The following is a 19,525-nucleotide window of genomic DNA, read 5'->3' as shown; positions in this document are numbered from 1 at the left end:
AATTAACTAATCCTTTCAATTTTCCTCGTTCAGTAAATAAAGGTTTTTCCAGTTCTTATAACCAAATTCAGGAGTTATTAGAATTTCAATGTTTCCGTTTTGGACCGTATCCGATTTTTCATGGAGTTTATCAAAAAATTCACCTTCCGGATTTAGATTATTCAACAAAACGAAATTGAATCGCGGATTACCATATTTTCCTTTCCGATTTGTGAAATACCAATTTTCATTGGTAACGTGAAGCCAGGCACGCAAATCTTCGAGAGCAGTATATATCCTTACATCTTCTTTTGAAAACATTGTAGTTTTTTTTGCATACCAGTAATTCCCTACTCCATACTGGAGATCATGTTCTTTAGCTACTTCATCAATCAATTTTACTTCCTCAGGGTAATAGTTGCTTAAACTTATTAATCCTTTAATTGTATCATTATTTTTTTCATTTCTAATTGCTGAAAAAGTGGCTGCAACAACTAAAGCTAAAGTTAATATGCTTACAAAAGCTGAAATCTTTGGTTTTTTCCTTTCCAGAAGAAAAAGTATCACAAAAAAGAAACTCATCGCAATATAAAACGATGAAAAGTTGTAACGTAAATGTCCTTGCCCTAAAAAAGTGCCATGCACAACGGGAGTTAAAGCCACAATAACTATATAACCCGTCATAAAAACAAGTAGCACTTTTTCTAAAAACAAATTGCCAATTTTTGCCTTACTACAAAAAATGGCTTTTAGTGATAAACCAGTTCCTGCAATTATTGAAATAATAAAAACAGCAACAATTATTAATTCAACACCTCCTGCCTCAATCATGCCGGTGAGTGTTTGCAAATAATTATTAAAAGCCGGGGTAATTTTTGCGAGGTCAAATTTTTTGTACCCTAATCCAATGATATAAATGAATTCACTGTTTTTTATGAAATTATAAAGAATCATTCCGAAAAATGCAGCTAAAATTGAAGCTGCGCTGCTGAAAAGGATCCTTAGCCTAAATTCATTATTTCGAATAAAAAATAATATGAGGAGAGAAGGAACCACATAATACATGATTAATAGCCTGTCGGATAATACACCCAAAAAAACAATAATTAGAAGTAGTACGAGATGAATTACTTTTCCGCGGCGTAAATAGAAAAGAAAAAGAAGTAAAGAAAGCAGTGCCATTAAATATGCCCCGCCATGAAAGCCAACAAAAAACAAGAATGCAGTTTCGTAAAAAACATTCATCAGAATGTATTGATGTAAAAACAGAGCAAACCCTATATTTATTAAAATAAGGTGCCGGTAATCAATTCTTTTAAAAACATATTTAATTACACTCACAGTTAAAACATTTACTGCCAGCACATAAATAAGTGAATAAACAACACCTGCTATCTTAAAATCACCAGTAATATAGCGAACTGTGAAATACAAAGGCCACTCCGGGAAAAAGTTTGGGGCAGCATTTAGGTGCCATCCTGCAAAGCCGGAGTTATCTATAAAAATATCTTTATAAATTGATGGCAGATATAAAGCATCGGAATTAAAAAATACACTTAATTCCTTTTCAGTTAAACTGCCAAAAATTTGCAGAACGAATACAAGGTTTAATACTATTGTTAAATAAAAAAGGGCTTTGAAAAGGTTCTTATTTATTTTCATCAAAGATATCGATTTGATCAATTATGTAATTTGGTCTCTTTTTATTTTCAATAAAAATTTTTCCGATATACTCACCTAAAATCCCCAGCATTAACAACTGTAATCCGCCAATAAACAAAACGCTTACGATAACGGAAGTCCACCCTGCTATAGCTCTATCGGTAAAAAATCCTATGTACAGTGCATAAAGCATATAAAATATTGCAATAACAGAAAGAAACAATCCAACGAATATAGAAATGCGTAAAGGCTTGATGCTAAAAGATGTTATTCCTGTAATGGCAAGACTAATCATTTTTTGGGCAGTGTATTTTGTTTTTCCAAATCTCCTTTCATCCGGATAATAATCAATTGTATATTGATTAAATCCTAACCAGGGAATTACTCCCCTGAAAAACAAATTTTGCTCGTTCAAATTTCTAAGCTGTTCAATTACTTTTTTGTCTAATAATCTAAAATCTGCAGTTCCCGATTCTATTTTTACGTAGCTTAGTTTATTTAACAGCGCATAAAAACTTCTCGAGGTTAATTTCTTCATAAAAGATTGGTTCTTGCTGTCGAATCTTTTGGAATTAACTATATCAAATCCTTCTTCCCATTTTTCAATCAGCTCAGGAATTAAATGTGGCGGATGTTGCATGTCGGCATCCATGGTAATAATTGCATCTGCATCCACACAATCAATCCCTGCTTTTATTGCCTGCTGGTGACCAAAATTTCTTGAGAATGAAATAAAATCAATATTGGAAGATTGCCTTTTCAATTCCTTTATTTCCAAAAGTGTATCATCGGAACTCCCATCATTAATAAAGACAATACGGAAACTGTATTTTTCTTTTGGTTGATTTAAAAATACTTCCTGAAGTTTCTGATTCAAATAGAATAAATTCTCCTTTTCATTAAAACAGGGAACAATTATACTGATCTTTTTCATAAGAAATTAATTTATCGCAGACTCTAAATTATCAAAAACATTCAGAAATAATAAATCATGATTACTTTGACTTTTGCTTATTTAGAATTGGCTTCAAATATTCTTTTGTAAATTTTACCACTCCATCCGAATTCAAATGGTGATGGTCGTAAAAGTATTCATTCTGATGCAAATACACCCTTGAAAAATCATACACTTCAATGCCGAATTCTTTTTTCAGGTCGTTCATAAATTCCATCACGTGTTCGTGCCCCGGCCATTCGCCAAAAGTTGAGGGTGTGACGATAAAAGTAACTTCAATATCTTTTTTCTGAGCAAGATCAATAGTTTTCCGCATCAATTTTTTGTTTTTCTCAAAAGTATCGAATTCCAAACCGTTGACATACGCTCTTTTAAAACCATTTATTATTTGAGCAGTATCGAATTTTTCCAGTACGTTATCACTTATTTTCGCACTCCAAGGCCCATATTTCATGCGCCAGTGCTTGTCAAATTTGCTCCTGACGTAGGTATATAATTTCTCACCCTTATTTACATCGGGACCGGTTAAAACATGATAAAAAAACAGCGGATCGAGTTTTTCATACTGGTAAGTAAACGCATTTTCGTCCAGCCGCTCGGCAAAAAACATGGGCATCGACAACACGTAAAAAATGCGGTTAGTGGTGTTTCCGCGGCTCAAAAAATAGTTTAAAAAAACGTACTGGTTGGCTATATTTCCATCTCCACCACCTTTCCCGTAGTTTAAAAATCTACAGTTCAAAATTTCTTCCACACGCTGATGGTTGCGGTGGCGCGAAAAATTCCGTGCATGCGAAAGCCCCAGCATCAAAAAATCGAAATGTTCATTCTTTGGCGTAATAATCACATTATCTTCAATATTGTAATTGGAATAATCTTTACGTTCAGCATTACGGCTGGCAACTTTGGCCGCACTGTAAATCAGGCCAATCAGCAAAATCCAGAAGAGCGCTATTTTCAGAAGAAATCGTGTCATCAGAATGCAAAATAAATAAATTCAGTTTGTTCGAATTTGCCGTACATAAAAATAAACAGGGCAATAAACACATAAACAGACCACCTTGCTACAACCGGCCAGTTTTTAATTTGCAGGCCGTGTTTCTCTTTCCGGTTTATCCATTCCAGAATTATCATCAGAATAATTGCAAAAAATACGGGTTGCGCTGAAATATTAAATTTCTTTACCGGAGACTCAAAAAGTGTTTGAATCATTTTTATGATGTATTCAAATGCCTCGCTTATTGTTTGCGCCCTGAAAAATATCCAGGCCACTGTCACCAGCAAAAAAGTGAGAAAAATTTTCAGGATGATTTGCGGATTTCTCAATAGCTCGCGGTTTTCGATATGTTGTGTGTACCTGCGATTTTTGTTGAAAACCAGCAGCGGCACAAACAGCAGTGCGTGGGCAGCGCCCCAAGCTATGAACGTGTAATTGGCACCGTGCCAGAACCCGCTCACCAAAAAAATGACAAACACATTCCGGATTTGCTTGAGGCGTGAAACGCGGCTTCCCCCTATGGGAATGTAAACATAATCGCGAAACCATGTGGACAGCGAAATATGCCACCGCCGCCAGAACTCGGCAATATCGCGCGAAAAATAGGGGAATGCAAAATTTTGCATCAGGTTGAAACCAAACAGGCGCGCCGTACCAATTGCAATGTCAGAATACCCGGAAAAGTCGCCGTAAATCTGAAACCCGAAAAGTACCGCTCCCAAAAGTAACGTTCCGCCGGTGTGATCGCCGTAGTTTGCAAAAATTTCGTTGGCATACACAGCGGCGTTATCGGCAATTACAATTTTCTTGAAAAACCCCCAAAGCATCTGGCGGATTCCGTCGCTGGCATTTTCCTGATCGAAAGTTCGTTTCTTCAGAAACTGCGGCACCAGGTTGCGGGCACGCTCAATGGGACCGGCCACGAGCTGCGGAAAAAAGCTTACAAACGCAAAAAAGGCGATGATGTCTTTGGTTGGCTCAATCTGCCGCCGGTAAATATCGATGCTGTAACTCAACGTCTGAAACGTGTAAAAGCTGATTCCCACCGGCAAAATTATGCGGAGGCTGGTTGGGTTGGCCTGAAACCCGAACTGGCTCAGCAAATCGGTGGCCGAATCAACAAAGAAGTTGAAATATTTAAAAAAACCGAGAATGCCAATGTTTACAAGAATGCTTAGGGCCAGCAGTAATTTACGTTTGGTTTTCTCCTCCGTTCGGCTCAGCCAAATTCCAATAAAATAATCGGCCAAAGAACTGATAACAATCAGTGAAAGAAAACGCCAGTCCCACCAGCCATAAAAAACGTAACTGCTAACCAGCACAATTACATTTTGCAGTTTCAACTGGTTTCTGAATAACCAGTAAACCGTAAAAACTACAATAAGAAAGACAAAAAATACCAGCGAATTAAATAACATGTTTAGTCTCTATTCGAAAATATTTTGGTTAACACTTTTCATTTTGCTTTAATTAAATAGTTGGCTGTTAGGCTTTTCTCACGCGTGCCGGGGTTTAAAAACTGCCGGGTCAGTTGATTCATTCCCCGCTGACGAATCACATAAACCGTATCGATTTTATATTCCATGTTCCTTGTTATATCGTTGAGTTTTATTTGATTCGTATAAACCCATGTCTCATCCGATTCCAAAAGTTTATACAATCGTTGAGGAACTTTAATATCTTCCACCGTTTCATCGGCCATAAAAAACAACTCATATTCAACCAGTGCGAAATTATACAATTTATCTCCCGGTTTTCGGTTTTCTTCAAAAACTTCCAGCGCCTGCCGGGCTCCCTGGTAGCGAAACAAGCCGGGAATAAATTCCGCATTCATAAAAATATTGAAAACACCGGTAACAATTATTGAAAAGAAAAGGAGCCGCTTCCAGCTGTCTTGTTCTTTTTGGGTAAAAACCCACGACAAAACGAAAAGCAACGCCAGCAAAAAAACCGGCATCCAGGTTAGTTTTTCTGACAAAAAGAAAACCACTGCAATGAAAACCAGAAAAATAACAGTTAAAACCAAGCCCTGCAAACAGAGAAAACTTCTGCCTCTTTTTAGAGCCATATTTTTAAATTCAGGCAAATGCCCTGCCGTTACCACTGCGAGCGGCGCAACCATTATCAGAAAATAGTGGGGTGCTTTCCCTTTTGAAATGCTGTACACAAACAGTAAAATCAGGACACTTCCCAAAATGGCAGCACGTGCTGGATGTATTTTTGCTGAAGTGAACCAGCTTTTTATTTCAAACCAAAGGGCTGCCAGCACAATGAGTGTCCAGGGTAAAAATGCCCAGAGCATATTATACAAGTAAAAAAACGGGTCGTTACTGGAACCGGCGTACTCTCCGGTTACGCGTCCAAAGTTGTTGGTAATGAAATAGAAACGGATGCCTTCCCACCCAAAACTCTGAAACAAATGCCAGAGTGTTGGCGAAATAACCACCAGCACAATCATAATTCCCAAAATCCATTTGGGGTGAAAGAGCTGGCGAAAGTCTTTTTTAACTATCAAGTAAATCAGCACAGTAAAAAACGGCAACACCGCCCCCACCGGACCTTTTGCAAGCATGGCCAACCCGATTCCGATAAAACCCCAAATGAAATGTCCGGTTTTTCCTTTTTCAAGATAAGCAATCAGTTGCCACAAAGCCAGCGTAATACCGGCCTGCAAAATGGTGTCGGTGTGAATATCGAGCAGGTAGAGGAAAAACATTTGCGAAGTACCGACGATCAGCGCCGCAGTAAGACCGGCCTCCTGCGAAAACAAAAGCCGTCCGAGTTGGTAAACAAACCACAAGCTACTGAGTGCAAAAAGAAACGGGAAAAGTTTAAATGCAAAATTGAGGTTGCCAAACAATTCGATTCCCAAAGCGGCCAGCCAGAAAAGCAAATGCGGTTTTTGGTCGTAGAGTTCGTCGTTTATTTGCAGGTTCAGCCAATCGCCCGATACCACCATTTGCCGCGAAATGACGGCATACAATCCTGCATCGCCGGTGAGGTCAATAAACAACCCAAATATCCAGGCTACTCCAACCGTCAGAAAGGCCAATCCCCACAAAATGTTTTTCGACAAAAGTTTCAAATTGATTCGTTCAGTTAATTTTCAGACAAAATAAGCGATTTAACACGAAAAATGAAGAATTATTTCGGAATCTGTCTAAACAAAATGCAAAATCTTGCGGGGGAACAATTATCTTCGTTCCCTGTTTGATTTTTTCAATGAAATCCGTTAATTTTTGGCTCTGAAAAAATAGAAAATGGCAAAATCACTGGTGAATACCAATGCCAAGTTTGGTACGATGCCCGTATTTTTAACGGCACTATCTACTATTCTTGGAGCAATCTTGTTTCTGCGTTTTGGCTGGGCTGTGGGGCAAGTCGGTTTTCTGGGAATTATCGGAATCATCATACTCGGGCATGTGGTAACCATTCCCACTGCTTTTGCCGTTGCCGAAATTGCCACCAATCAGCGGGTGCAGGGTGGCGGTGCCTATTTTATCATCAGCCGCTCGTTTGGGCTGAACATTGGTGGTGCCATTGGCATCGCACTCTACCTTTCGCAGGCCATAAGCGTGGCATTTTACATTATCGCTTTTGGCGAAGCTTTCGAACCGCTTTTTAACTGGCTAAACGAACAATACGGGTTCTACATTTCCGATCGCCGCTGGGTTTCAATACCTACAATGGTTTTGCTTTCAGTACTTATTTTAACCAAAGGAGCTAACCTGGGTATGAAAGCCCTGTATGTGGTTGTGGTTATTTTAGCTTCTGCCATCCTGTTTTTCTTTTTGGGCGATTCAGCGCTCAAACCTGCTGAAATTGATTTGCAGGCACGGGTAGCCGAGCACGAAAATTTCTTTTATGTATTTACCATTATATTCCCGGCTTTTACTGGGTTGGCAGCAGGACTGGGGTTATCGGGCGATTTAAAAGATCCGAAAAAATCCATCCCCAAAGGCACGCTATGGGCCACTTTTGTGGGGATGGTGGTGTATATTGCAGTTGCCTGGAAATTCACCACTTCTGCATCGCCCGAAGAGCTTGTCGGCGATCAACTTATAATGCGGCAAATTGCCATCTGGGGCCCCATTGTTCCTGCCGGTCTGGCAGCTGCTTCGCTTAGTTCAGCATTGGGTTCCATTATTGTGGCCCCCCGCACTTTGCAGGCCATTGGATTCGACGACATATTCCCTCAAAAAACACTTAACAGCTGGTTTGCCAGAGGGAAAAAGCACGATAACGAACCGGTTAATGCTTCAACAATTACAGTGATTATTGCATTCATTTTTGTAGTGATTGGCGATGTAAACTTTGTGGCCCAAATTATCTCCATGTTTTTCATGGTTACCTATGGTGCCATTTGCCTGGTTTCGTTTTTGGAACATTTTGCAGCCGATCCGGCTTACCGTCCCACGTTCCGTTCCAACTGGAAAATATCGGTGGTAGGGGCCATATTTTCATTCTGGCTCATGTTCAAAATGAATGCTCCTTACGCTGCCATTTCACTTATTATAATGGGGTTGATATATTACAGCGTGATGCGTAACAACAAGGAAAACCAGGGGCTTAACAAACTTTTCAGGGGTGTTATTTTCCAATTGAGCAGGCAGTTGCAAATTATTTTGCAGCGTGCCGACAGTTCGGACAAGCAGAATAGCTGGCGCCCCTTTGGCGTGTGCATTTCGCACGACACATTTAAACGCCGGTCGGCTTTTGATGTAATGCGCTGGCTTTCTTACAAATATGGATTTGGCACCTACATTCATTTTATTAAAGGTTATTTAAATGCCGAAACCACAAAAGAATCGAAAGAGGCACTCACCCGCCTGATTCAACTTTCGCAAAGCAGCAAAAACAGGGTATATCTCGATACGATAATTTCACCCTCCTACACATCGGCCATCGCTCAGGTGGTACAGCTTTCGGGCATTTCCGGGAAAGGGAATAACCTCATTTTATTCGAATTTTCGAGAACGAATCCTGAAAACCTCAAAGAGATAACCGCCAACTACCGTTTGGTTGAATCCACAGGGTTCGATATTTGCATCCTCAACACTTCCTACAAAAGTTTCGGCGATAAAAAAGAGATTCATATCTGGATACGGCCTGACGATTACCGCAATGCCAACCTGATGATTTTGCTGGGATATATCATAATGGGGCATCCCGACTGGAAAAAAGGAAAAATCAAAATATTTGCCCTTTACCCCAAAGAATCGATGGAAGAAAAAAGAAAACAACTGCTTAGCCTCATTAAAGCTGGCCGGCTGCCCATCAGCCCGTCCAATATTTCAATGGTTTCGTTTGAAGAAGGACACCGAAAAAGTGTGATTTCAAAATACTCTGCTGATGCCGATTTAACCCTTATTGGTTTTACTTCCGAAATGCTGGTCAATCCCGAAGACCTGTCGGAAGGCTACGAAAACCTGGGGAACATACTGTTTGTGGGCGCCAACCGGGCCAAGGCAATAAACTGATTTCAGGTAACGTTTGGGAAATCGAACAGTTAACGGGCATGCCTGTTTCTAATAAAAAACTAAATTTGTTGCAAATTCAGTACTATCATGACAAGAACAGCCATATTCCCAGGGTCATTCGATCCATTTACAATCGGCCACGAATCCATTGTCAGGCGTGCCATGCCAATATTCGACAAAATCATTATAATGATTGGGTTTAATGCCAATAAAAAATCGTTTTTTTCACTTAACAAAAGATTGAAATGGATCGACCAGGTTTTTGAAAATCAAAGTAATATTGAGGTGCGTGTTCACGAAGGGCTCACCGTTGATTTTTGCAAGGAAGTGGGGGCAAAATATATTTTGCGCGGGCTGCGCACTTCGTCCGATTTTGAGTATGAACGCGCCATAGCCCAGATAAACAAAAAAATGCATCCCGAAATTGAAACCGTTTTCTTGCTTACCTTGCCGGAACATACACCGGTAAACGCCACCATCATTCGCGACATTGTTTTGCACGGCGGAGATGCCAGCATGTTTCTTCCTTCAGGTCTCGACCCAAAAGAGTTTGTAGCCGAAAATGATTGACAAATCACCAAAATTAAAAACGCCATTCCTGATTTTGCTGCTTTTGTTGTTTTGCGCTCCCGTTAGCGCAACAATAATAAAAGGACAAAACGAAGCTTACGCCGGCCATGAGCTGATTTTCTTTCGCTATTCTGATGCAATAACCCGGGAAAAAATTTCGGCATTTTCAATACAAATTGATGCAGACGGGAAATTCAGTAAAGAAATTGAAGTTTCGAATACTGAATTCTTTTTTACTGAATTCGGGATTTATCGCGGGCTGCTGTTTCTGGAGGCCGGAAAAGAGATCACACTGAGGCTGCCCCCGCTGCGCAAAAAAACCTTTGCCGACAAAAAAAACCCCTTCTTTAAACCCGTAGAATTCTGGTTTGCTACCGAACAGGGCAACCGGCTGAACGATAAAATTGCGGCTTTCGACCTGGAGCTGAACCAGCTGACCGACCAATATTTCAACCGCCTCTATTTCCGGCAGTCGAAACAAATTTTCGACACCCTGAAAACGGAACTCAACAAGCAGTTTGGTTCTGCCAAAGCGCCAGCTTTTTTAATGCACAAAAACCTGTCGCTAAAATCGGTTGAAACCGATGCATTCCGGCTGGGGCCCCGTGAAATTTCCGCAGAATTGTCAGACGTCGCTCCACGTTTCTGGGCACATCCGGCTTTTATCGATCTTTTTGAAAAAACGTACGCCAACAAACTTAGCTTTGAAGCCAAAACAACAGGAAATGACGAGATCTTCAGGGCTGTGGCATCAGGAAACACAGGCTTTTTAACTGAATTTCTGAAAAGAAACTACCAGCTTTCGAGCCCAATGCTGGAACTGGCACTACTTAAAATGCTGCACGACGGCTACTACTCCGGCGATTTTTCGCAGGAATCGATTATAAAAATCACTGGCTCTGATTATTTTCAAAAAAACAGGCACAAACAAATTTCGGCGGCCGCCCAGAACGTGCTGCAAAAAATTAAATTTTTACGGCCAGGAAGTGCGGCTCCGGTTATTTGCCTGAAAGACACAGATGGCCACAACAGATGCACGAACGAAAATTCCGGTAATTTCAAATATTTCATTTTTGCCGACACCGAAATGGTGGTGTGCAAAGAACACCTGAAATACCTCACTAAAATTGAAGAGAGATTTAACAAACACCTCGAAATTTATGTGATTCTCCGAAAAACCGATTTGATTGAAATGAAAATTTTCCTCAACGAAAATGACATTCCGGGAATCCATCTGGTTGATAATGATGGTGAATTTATTGAACAATACCGGATAAAATCTTACCCCACCTGTTTTTTACTGAACGATAACCACCACGTTGTATTTCAGCAAGCCAAAGCCCCACTCGACGGTTTTGAACAGCAATTCGGTGCGTTCCTGCAAAAGGAGTTGTTTGAACGGCAGCGAAATCAGGAGCGGTAAAGTTCGATAATCTGTTTCAAGTTGGCATAAGTGTTGGCAATAACCGGATCCAGTTTTTCGGGCGTTACCCATTTCACCTCCAGGATATCCTCTTCGGTTTGCGGCTTACCGCTGAAAGTTCCGGTGTAATTCATTTCAAACCAAAACGTTTCTTTAAAAATCCATTCTCCCGTATTTCCCGAATAGGGCGATTCATAAATATGAAAAGTGGAGGGCAGCGGCTTGATGATTTCATGCCCTGAAATGCCGCATTCCTCCTCTACTTCACGCAATGCAGCAATTTCGGGCGTTTCCCCTTTGTCGATTTTTCCTTTGGGCAAATCCCATTTACCGCGGCGGAATATAAAAAGTATTTTGTTGCCCGATTTTACTACGCCCCCCGCAGCACTGATTTCTCTGAACGAACTCCTGAATATTTCAAAAAAATATTCGGGCCGCGGATGCAACAAATAAACCTCCTGAAAATCATCTTTCAGGAAACTTAAAAACCATTTTTTAATTTCATCTTTTTCAACCCCGTTACTGAAAGTTACTGATGGTTTATTAATTGTTATTTTCTCCGGCGCACCAATTTGTATCAACCGGTCATTCAGAAAAACTTTATACATTTGCTTTAAATTAAAATCATTTCAACTATTATGGAAACAACACAAAAAGAAGTTAGCAAAAAACTTTTAGAGTTGAATACTATAAAAATCCAGCCGTTGAGTCCATTCACCTGGGCATCGGGCTGGAAATCACCGATATATTGTGACAACCGGAAAATTTTATCTTACCCTGACACCCGTTCGTTTATTCGCGACAAATTTGCAGAAATTATCCGTAAAAAATACCCGCAGGCCGAAGTAATTGCCGGAGTTGCCACCGGAGCAATTGCACACGCAGTTTTGGTTGCTGACGTGCTGGGACTTCCCTTCATTTATGTGCGGTCGAAACCCAAAGGCCACGGGCTTGAGAACCTGATTGAAGGCGAAATGAAACCCGGCCAAAAGGTGGTTGTAATTGAAGACCTGGTTTCAACAGGAGTTAGCAGTCTGAAAGCAGCTGAGGCAGTCAATAATTTTGGTGCCGAAGTAATTGGAATGGTTTCAATCTTTACCTATAATTTTAGCCTTGCCCGCGAAAATTTCAAAAAAGCAAATATTGAACTGACTCCGCTCAGCCGTTACCAGGTTTTAATCGACACCGCACTGGAAATGGGAGAAATTTCGAAAGACCAGGTGGAAACCCTCATGAAATGGCGGGAAGACCCGGCGAACTGGGGAAAAAAGTAGATTTTTTTTCTTAACTTGCTACAAAGAAATTGGGATGGAAGAAATCGTTTTGAAAATAAGAGACAAAAGCAAACTGAAGTTTCTGAAACAACTTTTAGAACAACTGGATTTTGTTGAGATGAAAAAATCAAAATCAGTTGAACATTCAGACCATAACTTTTTTGATTCAGCAGGAATGTGGGAAGGAAGAGATATTGACTCTCGCAGGTTAAGAGATGAAGCATGGACAAGGAAATAACTATACTTTGCGATATAGATGTTATCATTGAATTCTATAAAAACAATCAAAAAGTTGTTTCTGAATTACATCTGAATTGCAAACGAAATTGAGCTTTTTACCCTAAACAAAAAAGATTTTAAATTTGTCAAGGAGCTTAACCTTTATAAATTCCCAAAAATTATTTAAGGATTTTAAAACATGGAAAAATACGTAAGCGAAGTAAAGTTAATCGATCATAACCAGCAGATTATTTTTGAATACCTTTCGAATTTTGAAAACCTCTCGGAGTATTTAAATTCAGGTTTAATTGAAAAGATCACCAAACAGGTTCCACAGGTAAAAATCACCGACTTTGAGTCGGATCGCGATTCCTGCAAGTTTAACATTACGGGAATGGGAGTTGCCAGAATCCGGATAGTGAACCGCGAGCCGTTTAAAACAATTAAAGTGGAAAGTTCGGGTGGTTTGCCATTGAGCTTCACATTCTGGATTCAGCTGCTGCCGGAAACACCGCATCAAACCAAAATGCGGCTGACGCTGCATGCAGATATGAACATGATGATTAAAATGATGGCAGGCAATAAACTGGCTGAGGGAATTAACCAACTGGCAGAAACGCTTTCAAAACTTCCGTATAAATAGCCGAAGTTAAATCACAAACTCCACCTCTTTAAACTGGAAGGTTTGTTCAGCACCGTTTCTCATCTCAAGAATCAGCTGACCGTATTCGCCAATTCCTTTAATCCTGGCCTCAAAAAAATCATCTCCTTTTTTGAAGCGGCTCCACTGTTCCCGCCGGTATAGTTTTCGCAAATAGGCTGAATCGATAAAATCTTGCTGGCCGTCTTCCAGTTTTTTGTACCAGCTCCATAGTTTGTTTTTTAACTGTTCAACTACTGTTTCAGGCGAATATTTTCTTTGTGCAACTTGTTTAAGCGACACCGGATTAGGCAGTTGCTCACTAAATTTCTCCTGGTTCAGGTTCAGCCCCACGCCAATCACCGAAGAATGAATATAGCTTCCACTGACTGAATTCTCGATTAAAATGCCGGCCAGTTTTTTATTTTCAACATAAATATCATTAGGCCATTTCACTGAAACAGAACCTATTTCATCGCTTAGCAAATCAACCAGTGCCAGGCTGATAATTTTTGAAAGGTAGAACTGTTTGTCAGCCCTGAGAAACTTTGGGAACAAAATAAAACTCGCCAACATGTTCTTTCCAAACTCACTTTCCCAGTAATTTTCGGCGTGCCCTTTTCCGGCATTCTGAAAGTGTGCCAAAACGACAGTACCATGATCTGCCTTCCCCGCTGCAATTAACTGCTTGGCATAGTTATTGGAAGAATCAACTTCCTGGATTATGAGTGTATTTTTGTCTGTTTTTGTCATTTCAGAAGCGAAATTATCAACTTTAAACTATTTTCCTCGCACGAAGTTATTAAACTTCATGTTTACTAATTTTCAAATCAGCGATAAAAACAAACATAAATAGAAAACACAAAAAAAGAAGTAAGTCAAAAAGATTATCTTTGTGGAGTTAAAAATTATTTATGAATAAAAACGAAAAAATTACAGAAAAAACAAAAACAGCAATCCTCGAAGGGATTCAAAAAATCAAAGGAAAAGACATAACTATAATTGATTTAAATACAATACATTATACTGAATGCGGATATTTTATAATTTGCCACGGAACTTCGTCAACACAAGTAAACTCCATTGCCCGGTCGGTTGAAGAAACAGTTAAAAAAGAGACCGGGGAAGATGCCTGGCATGTGGAAGGAATGCAAAACTCAATTTGGGTATTACTCGATTTTGGCGAAATTGTAGTTCATGTATTTCACCAACAGGCAAGGCAGTTTTACAACCTTGAAGAACTTTGGGCTGATGCAAAATTTATTAAAATAGATTCAGAAAATTAGAAACTCGATATGGCAGAAAACAAAAAAAACAATAAACAAACACCACCTCCGGGCTTCCCTTTTAACCAGGGCACCAAAAACAAAAAAGACCCGAAAGACCCGAAAGGCCCAAAATTTAACGCCTACTGGATTTACGGCATTATTGCCGTTATTTTTATTGTTGTACAGATTTACCTGACCAACAGCCGCGGCCCCGTTGAAACCAACTGGAATGAAGTAAAAACCACAATGCTTGCCAACGACGACATAGAACGGATTGTGGTTGTTAACGAGAAACAGGCCAATATTTACCTTAAAAAAAGCAGTCTTCAAAAATACGAACAGCAATTCAGCGGAAATTTTTCGCAACCTGCAGAAGAAGGCCCGCACTTTACGTTCACTATTGGCTCGGTAGAAACATTCGAACGCAACCTGCGCGAAGCCCAGGAAGGAAAAGACCAGGAAATTTTACTCGAATACGATGAAGAACGAAACTGGGCCGGAGAAATTTTATGGACAATAGGGCCGTTTGTGCTGATTATCCTGCTCTGGTGGTGGATATTCAAAAGAATGAGCAGAGGTGGCGGCGGCGGTGCCGGCGGAATTTTTAACGTGGGTAAATCGCAGGCCAAAATTTTCGATAAAGATCAAAAAGTAACCACATCGTTTAAAGATGTGGCTGGTTTGGCCGAAGCCAAGCAGGAAGTGGAAGAGGTTGTCGAATTCCTGAAAAGCCCGGAAAAATTCACTAAACTGGGCGGGAAAATTCCCAAAGGGGCATTGCTTGTTGGCCCCCCCGGAACAGGAAAAACATTGCTGGCCAAAGCTGTTGCCGGCGAGGCAAGCGTGCCATTCTTTTCCATGTCGGGTTCCGATTTTGTGGAGATGTTTGTAGGTGTAGGTGCTTCGCGGGTGCGCGACCTGTTTAAGCAGGCCAAAGAAAAAGCGCCCTGCATCATTTTCATCGATGAAATTGATGCCATCGGCCGCTCGCGTGGGAAAAATCCTAACTTCGGTTCCAACGACGAAAGGGAAAACACCCTGAACCAGCTGCTCACCGAAATGGATGGGTTTGACACCAACAGTGGTGTAATCATACTGGCTGCAACCAACCGCGCCGATGTGCTCGACCGTGCCCTTATGCGTGCCGGCAGGTTCGACCGCCAGATTCATGTGGAACTGCCCGACCTCAAAGAGCGTGCTGAAATATTTAAAGTCCACCTCAGGCCACTTAAACTGAGTAAAGATGTAAAAGTGGACTTCCTGGCCAAACAAACCCCCGGCTTTTCAGGTGCCGACATTGCCAACGTGTGTAACGAGGCGGCGCTTATTGCTGCCCGGAAAAGCCGCGATTCGGTTACCAAACAGGATTTCCTCGATGCCGTTGACCGCATTATTGGCGGACTGGAAAAGAAAAATAAAATCATTTCGAAAGACGAAAAGAACACCATTGCTTACCACGAAGCAGGGCATGCCACTATTAGCTGGCTGCTTGAACACGCCCACCCACTGGTGAAAGTCACCATTGTTCCGCGTGGCAAGGCACTGGGGGCAGCCTGGTACCTGCCGGAAGAGCGCTCAATTACGACAAAAGACCAGCTACTTGACGAGATGTGCTCGGCACTTGGAGGAAGAGCTGCCGAAGAACTTATTTTCAACAGGGTTTCCTCGGGCGCTCAAAATGACTTAGAAAAAGTCACCAAGCAATCCATTGCCATGGTTACCTATTTTGGCATGAGCGAAAAAGTGGGCAATGTGAGTTACTACGACTCTACAGGCCAGTCGGAATATTCATTCACCAAACCCTACAGCGAAAAAACCGCCGAGCTTATTGACGAAGAAGTTAAAGAGCTCATCGATTCGCAGTTCAAGCGGGCAAAACAAATTCTGAAAGAAAATTCTGAAGGCCATAAAAAACTGGCAGAACTGTTGCTCGAGCGGGAAGTAATTTTCAGCGAGGACCTGGAACATATCTTTGGCAAACGGCCGTGGGACGATAAGATTATTGATCCTGAAAACGGACAGGAAGAGCCAAAAGAACCAAAAGAGGAAAAAACTGAAAATAAAGAAACTCCTAAAAACGACGACACTCCGAAAGATAAATCCATTTCGGTAGAAGATAAATGAAACCGGCCCGGCAGCAAATACTCGAAAAGTTGCAAGAAACAACTGTCAGGATTCCCGAAATGACCGATTTTGAATCGCCGTTATTTCATGACCTGAGCGGTTCACCGGAGTTGATTTTGAAAAATAACATGGTTTCAAAAAAACAACTTGTAAATTCACTCGGCGAAGCTTATTCTGCCATTTCAGAAAAATATGGGAACCACCTGCCCTCGCAGCTTTTGCTGATTACCGGCCCAAGCCGGACAGCCAATATTGAAAAAACACTTACACTCGGGGCACACGGCCCTAAAGGTCTTCATGTATTTTTATATTAACTTTGAATATAAATTTTAATACTTTTGTAACATGGAAGAAGGATGGAAAGAAGTGTTCCTGACTGTTCAGGAATACAAAGCAAACATGGCCAAAGACATTCTGGAAAATGCAGGCATTAAAACTGTGATTATGAACCAGCACGACTCGGCCTACAAATCGTTTGGCGACATCGTGGTGTATGTGCCCGATGCCGACGAAAACAAAGCCAAAGAACTACTAAAAGAGTTGAAGCATTGAATGATCTTGTACAAAGAACTGTTACCGGATGTATATATGTAGCACTGCTAATTGCAGGTACAGCTATACATCCTGTTGTTTTTGCAGTAATTTTTGCAGCAATGCTGTTTTTTACCCAGCTCGAGTTTTACCAGCTGGTGGAAAATGCAGGCAGTTCGCCACGTAAACATGTGGGATTAACTTTGGGGTTACTCCTTTTTGGTACCTGTTTTGGGATGGTTCACGGATTTATCCCTCAGAATGCTTTTCTCATTTTTATCCCTGTTTTAACAATTCTCTTTTTGTTTGAAACCTTCAGGGACAACTCAAAAGAAATTCAAAACAGCTCAGTTACGCTTACCGGTTTTGTTTATGTTGCCGTCCCTTTCAGCCTGCTTAACTTCATTGTTTACCCTGATTATCCCGAAACACCTGAGTTTTTTCCGTGGATACTCATGGGCGTGTTTTTTATTGTTTGGGTGTACGATTCAATGGCTTACCTCGTAGGCTCCATGTTCGGAAAACATAAAATCAACGAGAAAATATCGCCCAACAAAACCTGGGAAGGGTTTACAGCCGGCGCAATATTCGCACTGGTGATGGGCGTTCTCAATGCAGTTATTTTTCAGGAACCGGATATTATCAACTGGATAATAATTGCAGTAATTGTAGTAGCTTTTGGTACACTGGGCGATTTGTTCGAATCAAAAATAAAACGCAAACTTAACGTGAAAGACTCAGGTTCGGTTTTACCAGGCCATGGCGGCTTGCTCGACCGGCTCGACAGTTTACTGTTTGTAATACCCGTTATTTATGTATGGTTAACTTTTTCAGGAAATTTATAAGCTATGCAAATTCATCAAGAAGGACGAAAAATAATTCCCATTGCCTTTTTCTTTCTCGCGGTAATCGATGCAATCATTTATATTTTGCTGCGGGACTACACCGTTTTTTATTTTCTCATGGGAGCATCGCTGCTGCTGGCAGTGCTTATTATTTTCTTCTTCAGGGAGCCTTTCCGCGAGATTGAAAAAAATGAAAACCATGTACTCGCCCCTGCCGATGGCGAAATTGTTGAGATACTGAAAGTTCGCGAAAATGAATATTTCAAGGAAGAACGGTTGATGATTTCTATTTTCATGACAGTTTTTAACGTACACCAAAACCGGGTTCCTGTTGCCGGCGATATCGTTTATCAAAAACATTTTAAAGGTGCCTACTACCCTGCATTTGTGAAGAAATCGTCAGAAAAAAACGAGCGCTGTTCCACCGTATTTAAGATGGACGGTGGCACCGAGGTTTTGTCGCGACAGATTGCCGGCACAATAGCACAACGCATTGTAACCTACAAAAAGCTGGGCGACAAAGCTGAACAGGGCGAAGAATACGGTTTCATCCGGTTCGGGTCGCGGGTGGACCTGTTTTTACCTGTTGACACAAAGGTAAATGTAAAATTGCATCAACTCACGGTAGGTGGTCAAACGGTAATAGCAAGTTTTGAATAAGTAAAAATGTTGAAAAGAATTATCAGGCAAATACCCAATTTTATTACTTCGCTGAACCTGGTCTCAGGCTCGCTGGCGGTTATTTTTGCCATCGACGGGCACCTCATCTGGGCCGGTATTTTTATCTGCCTCGCTGCGGTTTTCGATTTCTTAGACGGATTTGTCGCACGGCTCCTGAATGCCTACTCCGAAACCGGCAAACAACTCGATTCGCTGGGCGATTTGGTGTCGTTCGGCCTGGCGCCGGCAGCTATCCTTTTTACCTTGCTCGAATTTTCAATGTTTCAAAAAAACCAGCCCATTTACGAAATAACGGCCCACTGGAGCCAATGGTTGATTTTGTTCTCGGCATTTGTTATGCCTGTGCTGGGAGCAGTGCGGCTGGCCCGCTTTAACAACGCCCCCGACGAAGGTTTCTTCCGTGGGCTGCCCATCCCTTCCAACGGTTTGTTTTGGGCATCGCTGGGACTGATGCTCGAAATACCGCGCTACCACCAGCTTTTCGAAATGATTTATTCTACCCGCATATTGCTGTTGCTGGGCCTTTTCACCTCCGGTATGATGGTGATTAACCTGCCCATGTTCTCGCTGAAATTTAAAAACCTGAAATGGAAGGAAAACTGGCACCGGTTCCTGTTTCTGGCCATTGCCGTTGCGTTGCTGGCCGTATTCAACGTTTATGGCCTGGCACTCACCATTCTTGCCTATATCTTTTTGAATTTTGTGTTCTACCTGGCTGGTGTGGAAATTCTGTAAACATGGGATTGGATTTTCCGGTTATTCCGCCGGGACGGTTTGTGTTTGGGGTGTTCACGTTTGGATCATTATTTTTTGGATCCGTTCGTGGGTCGATCGATCGTAGAGACGCGATTAATCGCGTCTCTATCGAATAAAACGC

The 19,525-nt window shown here is 41.2% G+C and carries 20 protein-coding genes; 13 read left to right on the top strand and 7 right to left on the bottom strand.

Annotation, left to right across the window (positions count from 1 at the left end):
* Window positions 1-15 precede the first annotated feature (15 nt).
* From BUC07_RS02205 to BUC07_RS02185, 5 genes are all read right to left on the bottom strand, one after another.
* Complete coding sequence (locus BUC07_RS02205; RefSeq protein WP_139279441.1) at window positions 16-1,197, bottom strand: hypothetical protein; 1,182 nt, start codon at window positions 1,195-1,197, stop codon at window positions 16-18.
* Window positions 1,198-1,627: 430 nt separating this feature from the next.
* Window positions 1,628-2,575 (bottom strand): glycosyltransferase family 2 protein, encoded by a 948-nt coding sequence (locus BUC07_RS02200; protein WP_073164860.1) that lies wholly within the window; start codon window positions 2,573-2,575, stop codon window positions 1,628-1,630.
* A 61-nt stretch (window positions 2,576-2,636) separates the two neighbouring features.
* Window positions 2,637-3,572 (bottom strand): hypothetical protein, encoded by a 936-nt coding sequence (locus BUC07_RS02195; protein WP_073164857.1) that lies wholly within the window; start codon window positions 3,570-3,572, stop codon window positions 2,637-2,639.
* The gene (locus tag BUC07_RS02190) at window positions 3,572-5,011 is read right to left on the bottom strand and encodes an MBOAT family O-acyltransferase (protein ID WP_073164855.1); all 1,440 of its coding nucleotides are present in this window, start codon (window positions 5,009-5,011) and stop codon (window positions 3,572-3,574) included. The genes BUC07_RS02195 and BUC07_RS02190 overlap by 1 nt, the downstream gene beginning before the upstream one ends.
* A 38-nt stretch (window positions 5,012-5,049) precedes the next feature.
* On the bottom strand, window positions 5,050-6,669 hold the full coding sequence (locus BUC07_RS02185; protein ID WP_139279440.1) for an ArnT family glycosyltransferase: 1,620 nt from the start codon (window positions 6,667-6,669) through the stop codon (window positions 5,050-5,052).
* A 184-nt stretch (window positions 6,670-6,853) separates the two neighbouring features.
* On the opposite strand from BUC07_RS02185, the gene BUC07_RS02180 reads away from it, so the two are divergent.
* From BUC07_RS02180 to BUC07_RS02170, 3 genes are all read left to right on the top strand, one after another.
* Window positions 6,854-9,073, top strand: coding sequence for an APC family permease (locus BUC07_RS02180; protein ID WP_073164849.1), 2,220 nt, complete (start codon window positions 6,854-6,856; stop codon window positions 9,071-9,073).
* An 87-nt stretch (window positions 9,074-9,160) separates the two neighbouring features.
* On the top strand, window positions 9,161-9,643 hold the full coding sequence (gene coaD / locus BUC07_RS02175; protein WP_073164847.1) for a pantetheine-phosphate adenylyltransferase: 483 nt from the start codon (window positions 9,161-9,163) through the stop codon (window positions 9,641-9,643).
* Complete coding sequence (locus tag BUC07_RS02170) at window positions 9,636-11,066, top strand: peroxiredoxin family protein (protein WP_073164844.1); 1,431 nt, start codon at window positions 9,636-9,638, stop codon at window positions 11,064-11,066. The genes coaD and BUC07_RS02170 overlap by 8 nt, the downstream gene beginning before the upstream one ends.
* Here BUC07_RS02170 and BUC07_RS21405 read toward each other — a convergent pair.
* Window positions 11,054-11,674, bottom strand: a complete 621-nt coding sequence (locus BUC07_RS21405) for an NUDIX hydrolase (RefSeq protein WP_073164842.1) — start codon at window positions 11,672-11,674, stop codon at window positions 11,054-11,056. The two genes, BUC07_RS02170 and BUC07_RS21405, sit on opposite strands and share 13 nt — an antisense overlap.
* Window positions 11,675-11,704: 30 nt before the next feature.
* Here BUC07_RS21405 and pyrE point away from each other — a divergent pair, with 30 nt between their 5' ends.
* The 3 genes from pyrE to BUC07_RS02150 all read left to right on the top strand — a co-directional run bounded on the left by pyrE (window position 11,705) and on the right by BUC07_RS02150 (window position 13,202).
* Window positions 11,705-12,340: an orotate phosphoribosyltransferase gene (gene pyrE, locus BUC07_RS02160; protein WP_073164839.1), complete on the top strand. Its 636-nt coding sequence runs from the start codon at window positions 11,705-11,707 to the stop codon at window positions 12,338-12,340.
* 34 nt (window positions 12,341-12,374) lie between these two features.
* Window positions 12,375-12,578, top strand: coding sequence for a hypothetical protein (locus BUC07_RS02155; protein ID WP_073164836.1), 204 nt, complete (start codon window positions 12,375-12,377; stop codon window positions 12,576-12,578).
* A gap of 180 nt (window positions 12,579-12,758) precedes the next feature.
* The gene (locus tag BUC07_RS02150) at window positions 12,759-13,202 is read left to right on the top strand and encodes a hypothetical protein (protein ID WP_073164833.1); all 444 of its coding nucleotides are present in this window, start codon (window positions 12,759-12,761) and stop codon (window positions 13,200-13,202) included.
* A 6-nt stretch (window positions 13,203-13,208) separates the two neighbouring features.
* Here the strand turns inward: BUC07_RS02150 and BUC07_RS02145 are convergent, their stop codons facing one another.
* Window positions 13,209-13,952 (bottom strand): biotin--[acetyl-CoA-carboxylase] ligase, encoded by a 744-nt coding sequence (locus tag BUC07_RS02145; RefSeq protein WP_073164830.1) that lies wholly within the window; start codon window positions 13,950-13,952, stop codon window positions 13,209-13,211.
* Between the two features lie 161 nt (window positions 13,953-14,113).
* Here BUC07_RS02145 and rsfS point away from each other — a divergent pair, with 161 nt between their 5' ends.
* The 7 genes from rsfS to BUC07_RS02110 are packed head-to-tail and all read left to right on the top strand — an operon-like array spanning window position 14,114 to window position 19,383.
* Window positions 14,114-14,485, top strand: a complete 372-nt coding sequence (gene rsfS, locus BUC07_RS02140) for a ribosome silencing factor (protein WP_073164827.1) — start codon at window positions 14,114-14,116, stop codon at window positions 14,483-14,485.
* Window positions 14,486-14,494: 9 nt separating this feature from the next.
* A complete protein-coding gene (gene ftsH / locus BUC07_RS02135; RefSeq protein WP_083578050.1) occupies window positions 14,495-16,591 on the top strand; it encodes an ATP-dependent zinc metalloprotease FtsH in 2,097 nt (698 codons plus the stop codon).
* Window positions 16,592-16,620: 29 nt separating this feature from the next.
* Complete coding sequence (locus BUC07_RS02130; RefSeq protein ID WP_217652622.1) at window positions 16,621-16,905, top strand: LUD domain-containing protein; 285 nt, start codon at window positions 16,621-16,623, stop codon at window positions 16,903-16,905.
* 31 nt (window positions 16,906-16,936) lie between these two features.
* Window positions 16,937-17,143, top strand: coding sequence for a putative signal transducing protein (locus BUC07_RS02125; protein WP_073164821.1), 207 nt, complete (start codon window positions 16,937-16,939; stop codon window positions 17,141-17,143).
* Window positions 17,140-17,967 carry a phosphatidate cytidylyltransferase gene (locus tag BUC07_RS02120; RefSeq protein WP_073164819.1) on the top strand — a complete coding sequence of 276 codons (828 nt, stop codon included), beginning with the start codon at window positions 17,140-17,142 and terminating at the stop codon, window positions 17,965-17,967. Before BUC07_RS02125 ends, BUC07_RS02120 begins: the two co-directional genes overlap by 4 nt.
* Before the next feature lie 3 nt (window positions 17,968-17,970).
* Window positions 17,971-18,627 carry a phosphatidylserine decarboxylase family protein gene (locus BUC07_RS02115; protein WP_073164816.1) on the top strand — a complete coding sequence of 219 codons (657 nt, stop codon included), beginning with the start codon at window positions 17,971-17,973 and terminating at the stop codon, window positions 18,625-18,627.
* Between the two features lie 6 nt (window positions 18,628-18,633).
* Window positions 18,634-19,383 carry a CDP-alcohol phosphatidyltransferase family protein gene (locus BUC07_RS02110; protein ID WP_073164813.1) on the top strand — a complete coding sequence of 250 codons (750 nt, stop codon included), beginning with the start codon at window positions 18,634-18,636 and terminating at the stop codon, window positions 19,381-19,383.
* Window positions 19,384-19,525 lie beyond the last annotated feature (142 nt).

Source organism: Tangfeifania diversioriginum (assembly GCF_900141875.1).
In the GTDB taxonomy this organism is placed as follows: Bacteria; Bacteroidota; Bacteroidia; order Bacteroidales; family Prolixibacteraceae; genus Tangfeifania; species Tangfeifania diversioriginum.
The sequence above is the reverse complement of the archived record's forward strand: the minus strand, read 5'-3'. Positions and strand labels throughout refer to the sequence as shown.

What these genes read in the sequence shown, in the direction of transcription:
- BUC07_RS21405 (WP_073164842.1), bottom strand. Translation starts at nt 11,674, where the DNA reads ATGTATAAAGTTTTTCTGAATGACCGGTTGATACAAATTGGTGCGCCG.
- BUC07_RS02180 (WP_073164849.1), top strand. Translation starts at nt 6,854, where the DNA reads ATGGCAAAATCACTGGTGAATACCAATGCCAAGTTTGGTACGATGCCC.
- BUC07_RS02110 (WP_073164813.1), top strand. Translation starts at nt 18,634, where the DNA reads ATGTTGAAAAGAATTATCAGGCAAATACCCAATTTTATTACTTCGCTG.
- pyrE (WP_073164839.1), top strand. Translation starts at nt 11,705, where the DNA reads ATGGAAACAACACAAAAAGAAGTTAGCAAAAAACTTTTAGAGTTGAAT.
- BUC07_RS02200 (WP_073164860.1), bottom strand. Translation starts at nt 2,575, where the DNA reads ATGAAAAAGATCAGTATAATTGTTCCCTGTTTTAATGAAAAGGAGAAT.
- BUC07_RS02150 (WP_073164833.1), top strand. Translation starts at nt 12,759, where the DNA reads ATGGAAAAATACGTAAGCGAAGTAAAGTTAATCGATCATAACCAGCAG.
- BUC07_RS02170 (WP_073164844.1), top strand. Translation starts at nt 9,636, where the DNA reads ATGATTGACAAATCACCAAAATTAAAAACGCCATTCCTGATTTTGCTG.
- BUC07_RS02155 (WP_073164836.1), top strand. Translation starts at nt 12,375, where the DNA reads ATGGAAGAAATCGTTTTGAAAATAAGAGACAAAAGCAAACTGAAGTTT.
- BUC07_RS02125 (WP_073164821.1), top strand. Translation starts at nt 16,937, where the DNA reads ATGGAAGAAGGATGGAAAGAAGTGTTCCTGACTGTTCAGGAATACAAA.
- rsfS (WP_073164827.1), top strand. Translation starts at nt 14,114, where the DNA reads ATGAATAAAAACGAAAAAATTACAGAAAAAACAAAAACAGCAATCCTC.
- coaD (WP_073164847.1), top strand. Translation starts at nt 9,161, where the DNA reads ATGACAAGAACAGCCATATTCCCAGGGTCATTCGATCCATTTACAATC.
- BUC07_RS02190 (WP_073164855.1), bottom strand. Translation starts at nt 5,011, where the DNA reads ATGTTATTTAATTCGCTGGTATTTTTTGTCTTTCTTATTGTAGTTTTT.
- BUC07_RS02145 (WP_073164830.1), bottom strand. Translation starts at nt 13,952, where the DNA reads ATGACAAAAACAGACAAAAATACACTCATAATCCAGGAAGTTGATTCT.
- ftsH (WP_083578050.1), top strand. Translation starts at nt 14,495, where the DNA reads ATGGCAGAAAACAAAAAAAACAATAAACAAACACCACCTCCGGGCTTC.
- BUC07_RS02115 (WP_073164816.1), top strand. Translation starts at nt 17,971, where the DNA reads ATGCAAATTCATCAAGAAGGACGAAAAATAATTCCCATTGCCTTTTTC.
- BUC07_RS02195 (WP_073164857.1), bottom strand. Translation starts at nt 3,572, where the DNA reads ATGACACGATTTCTTCTGAAAATAGCGCTCTTCTGGATTTTGCTGATT.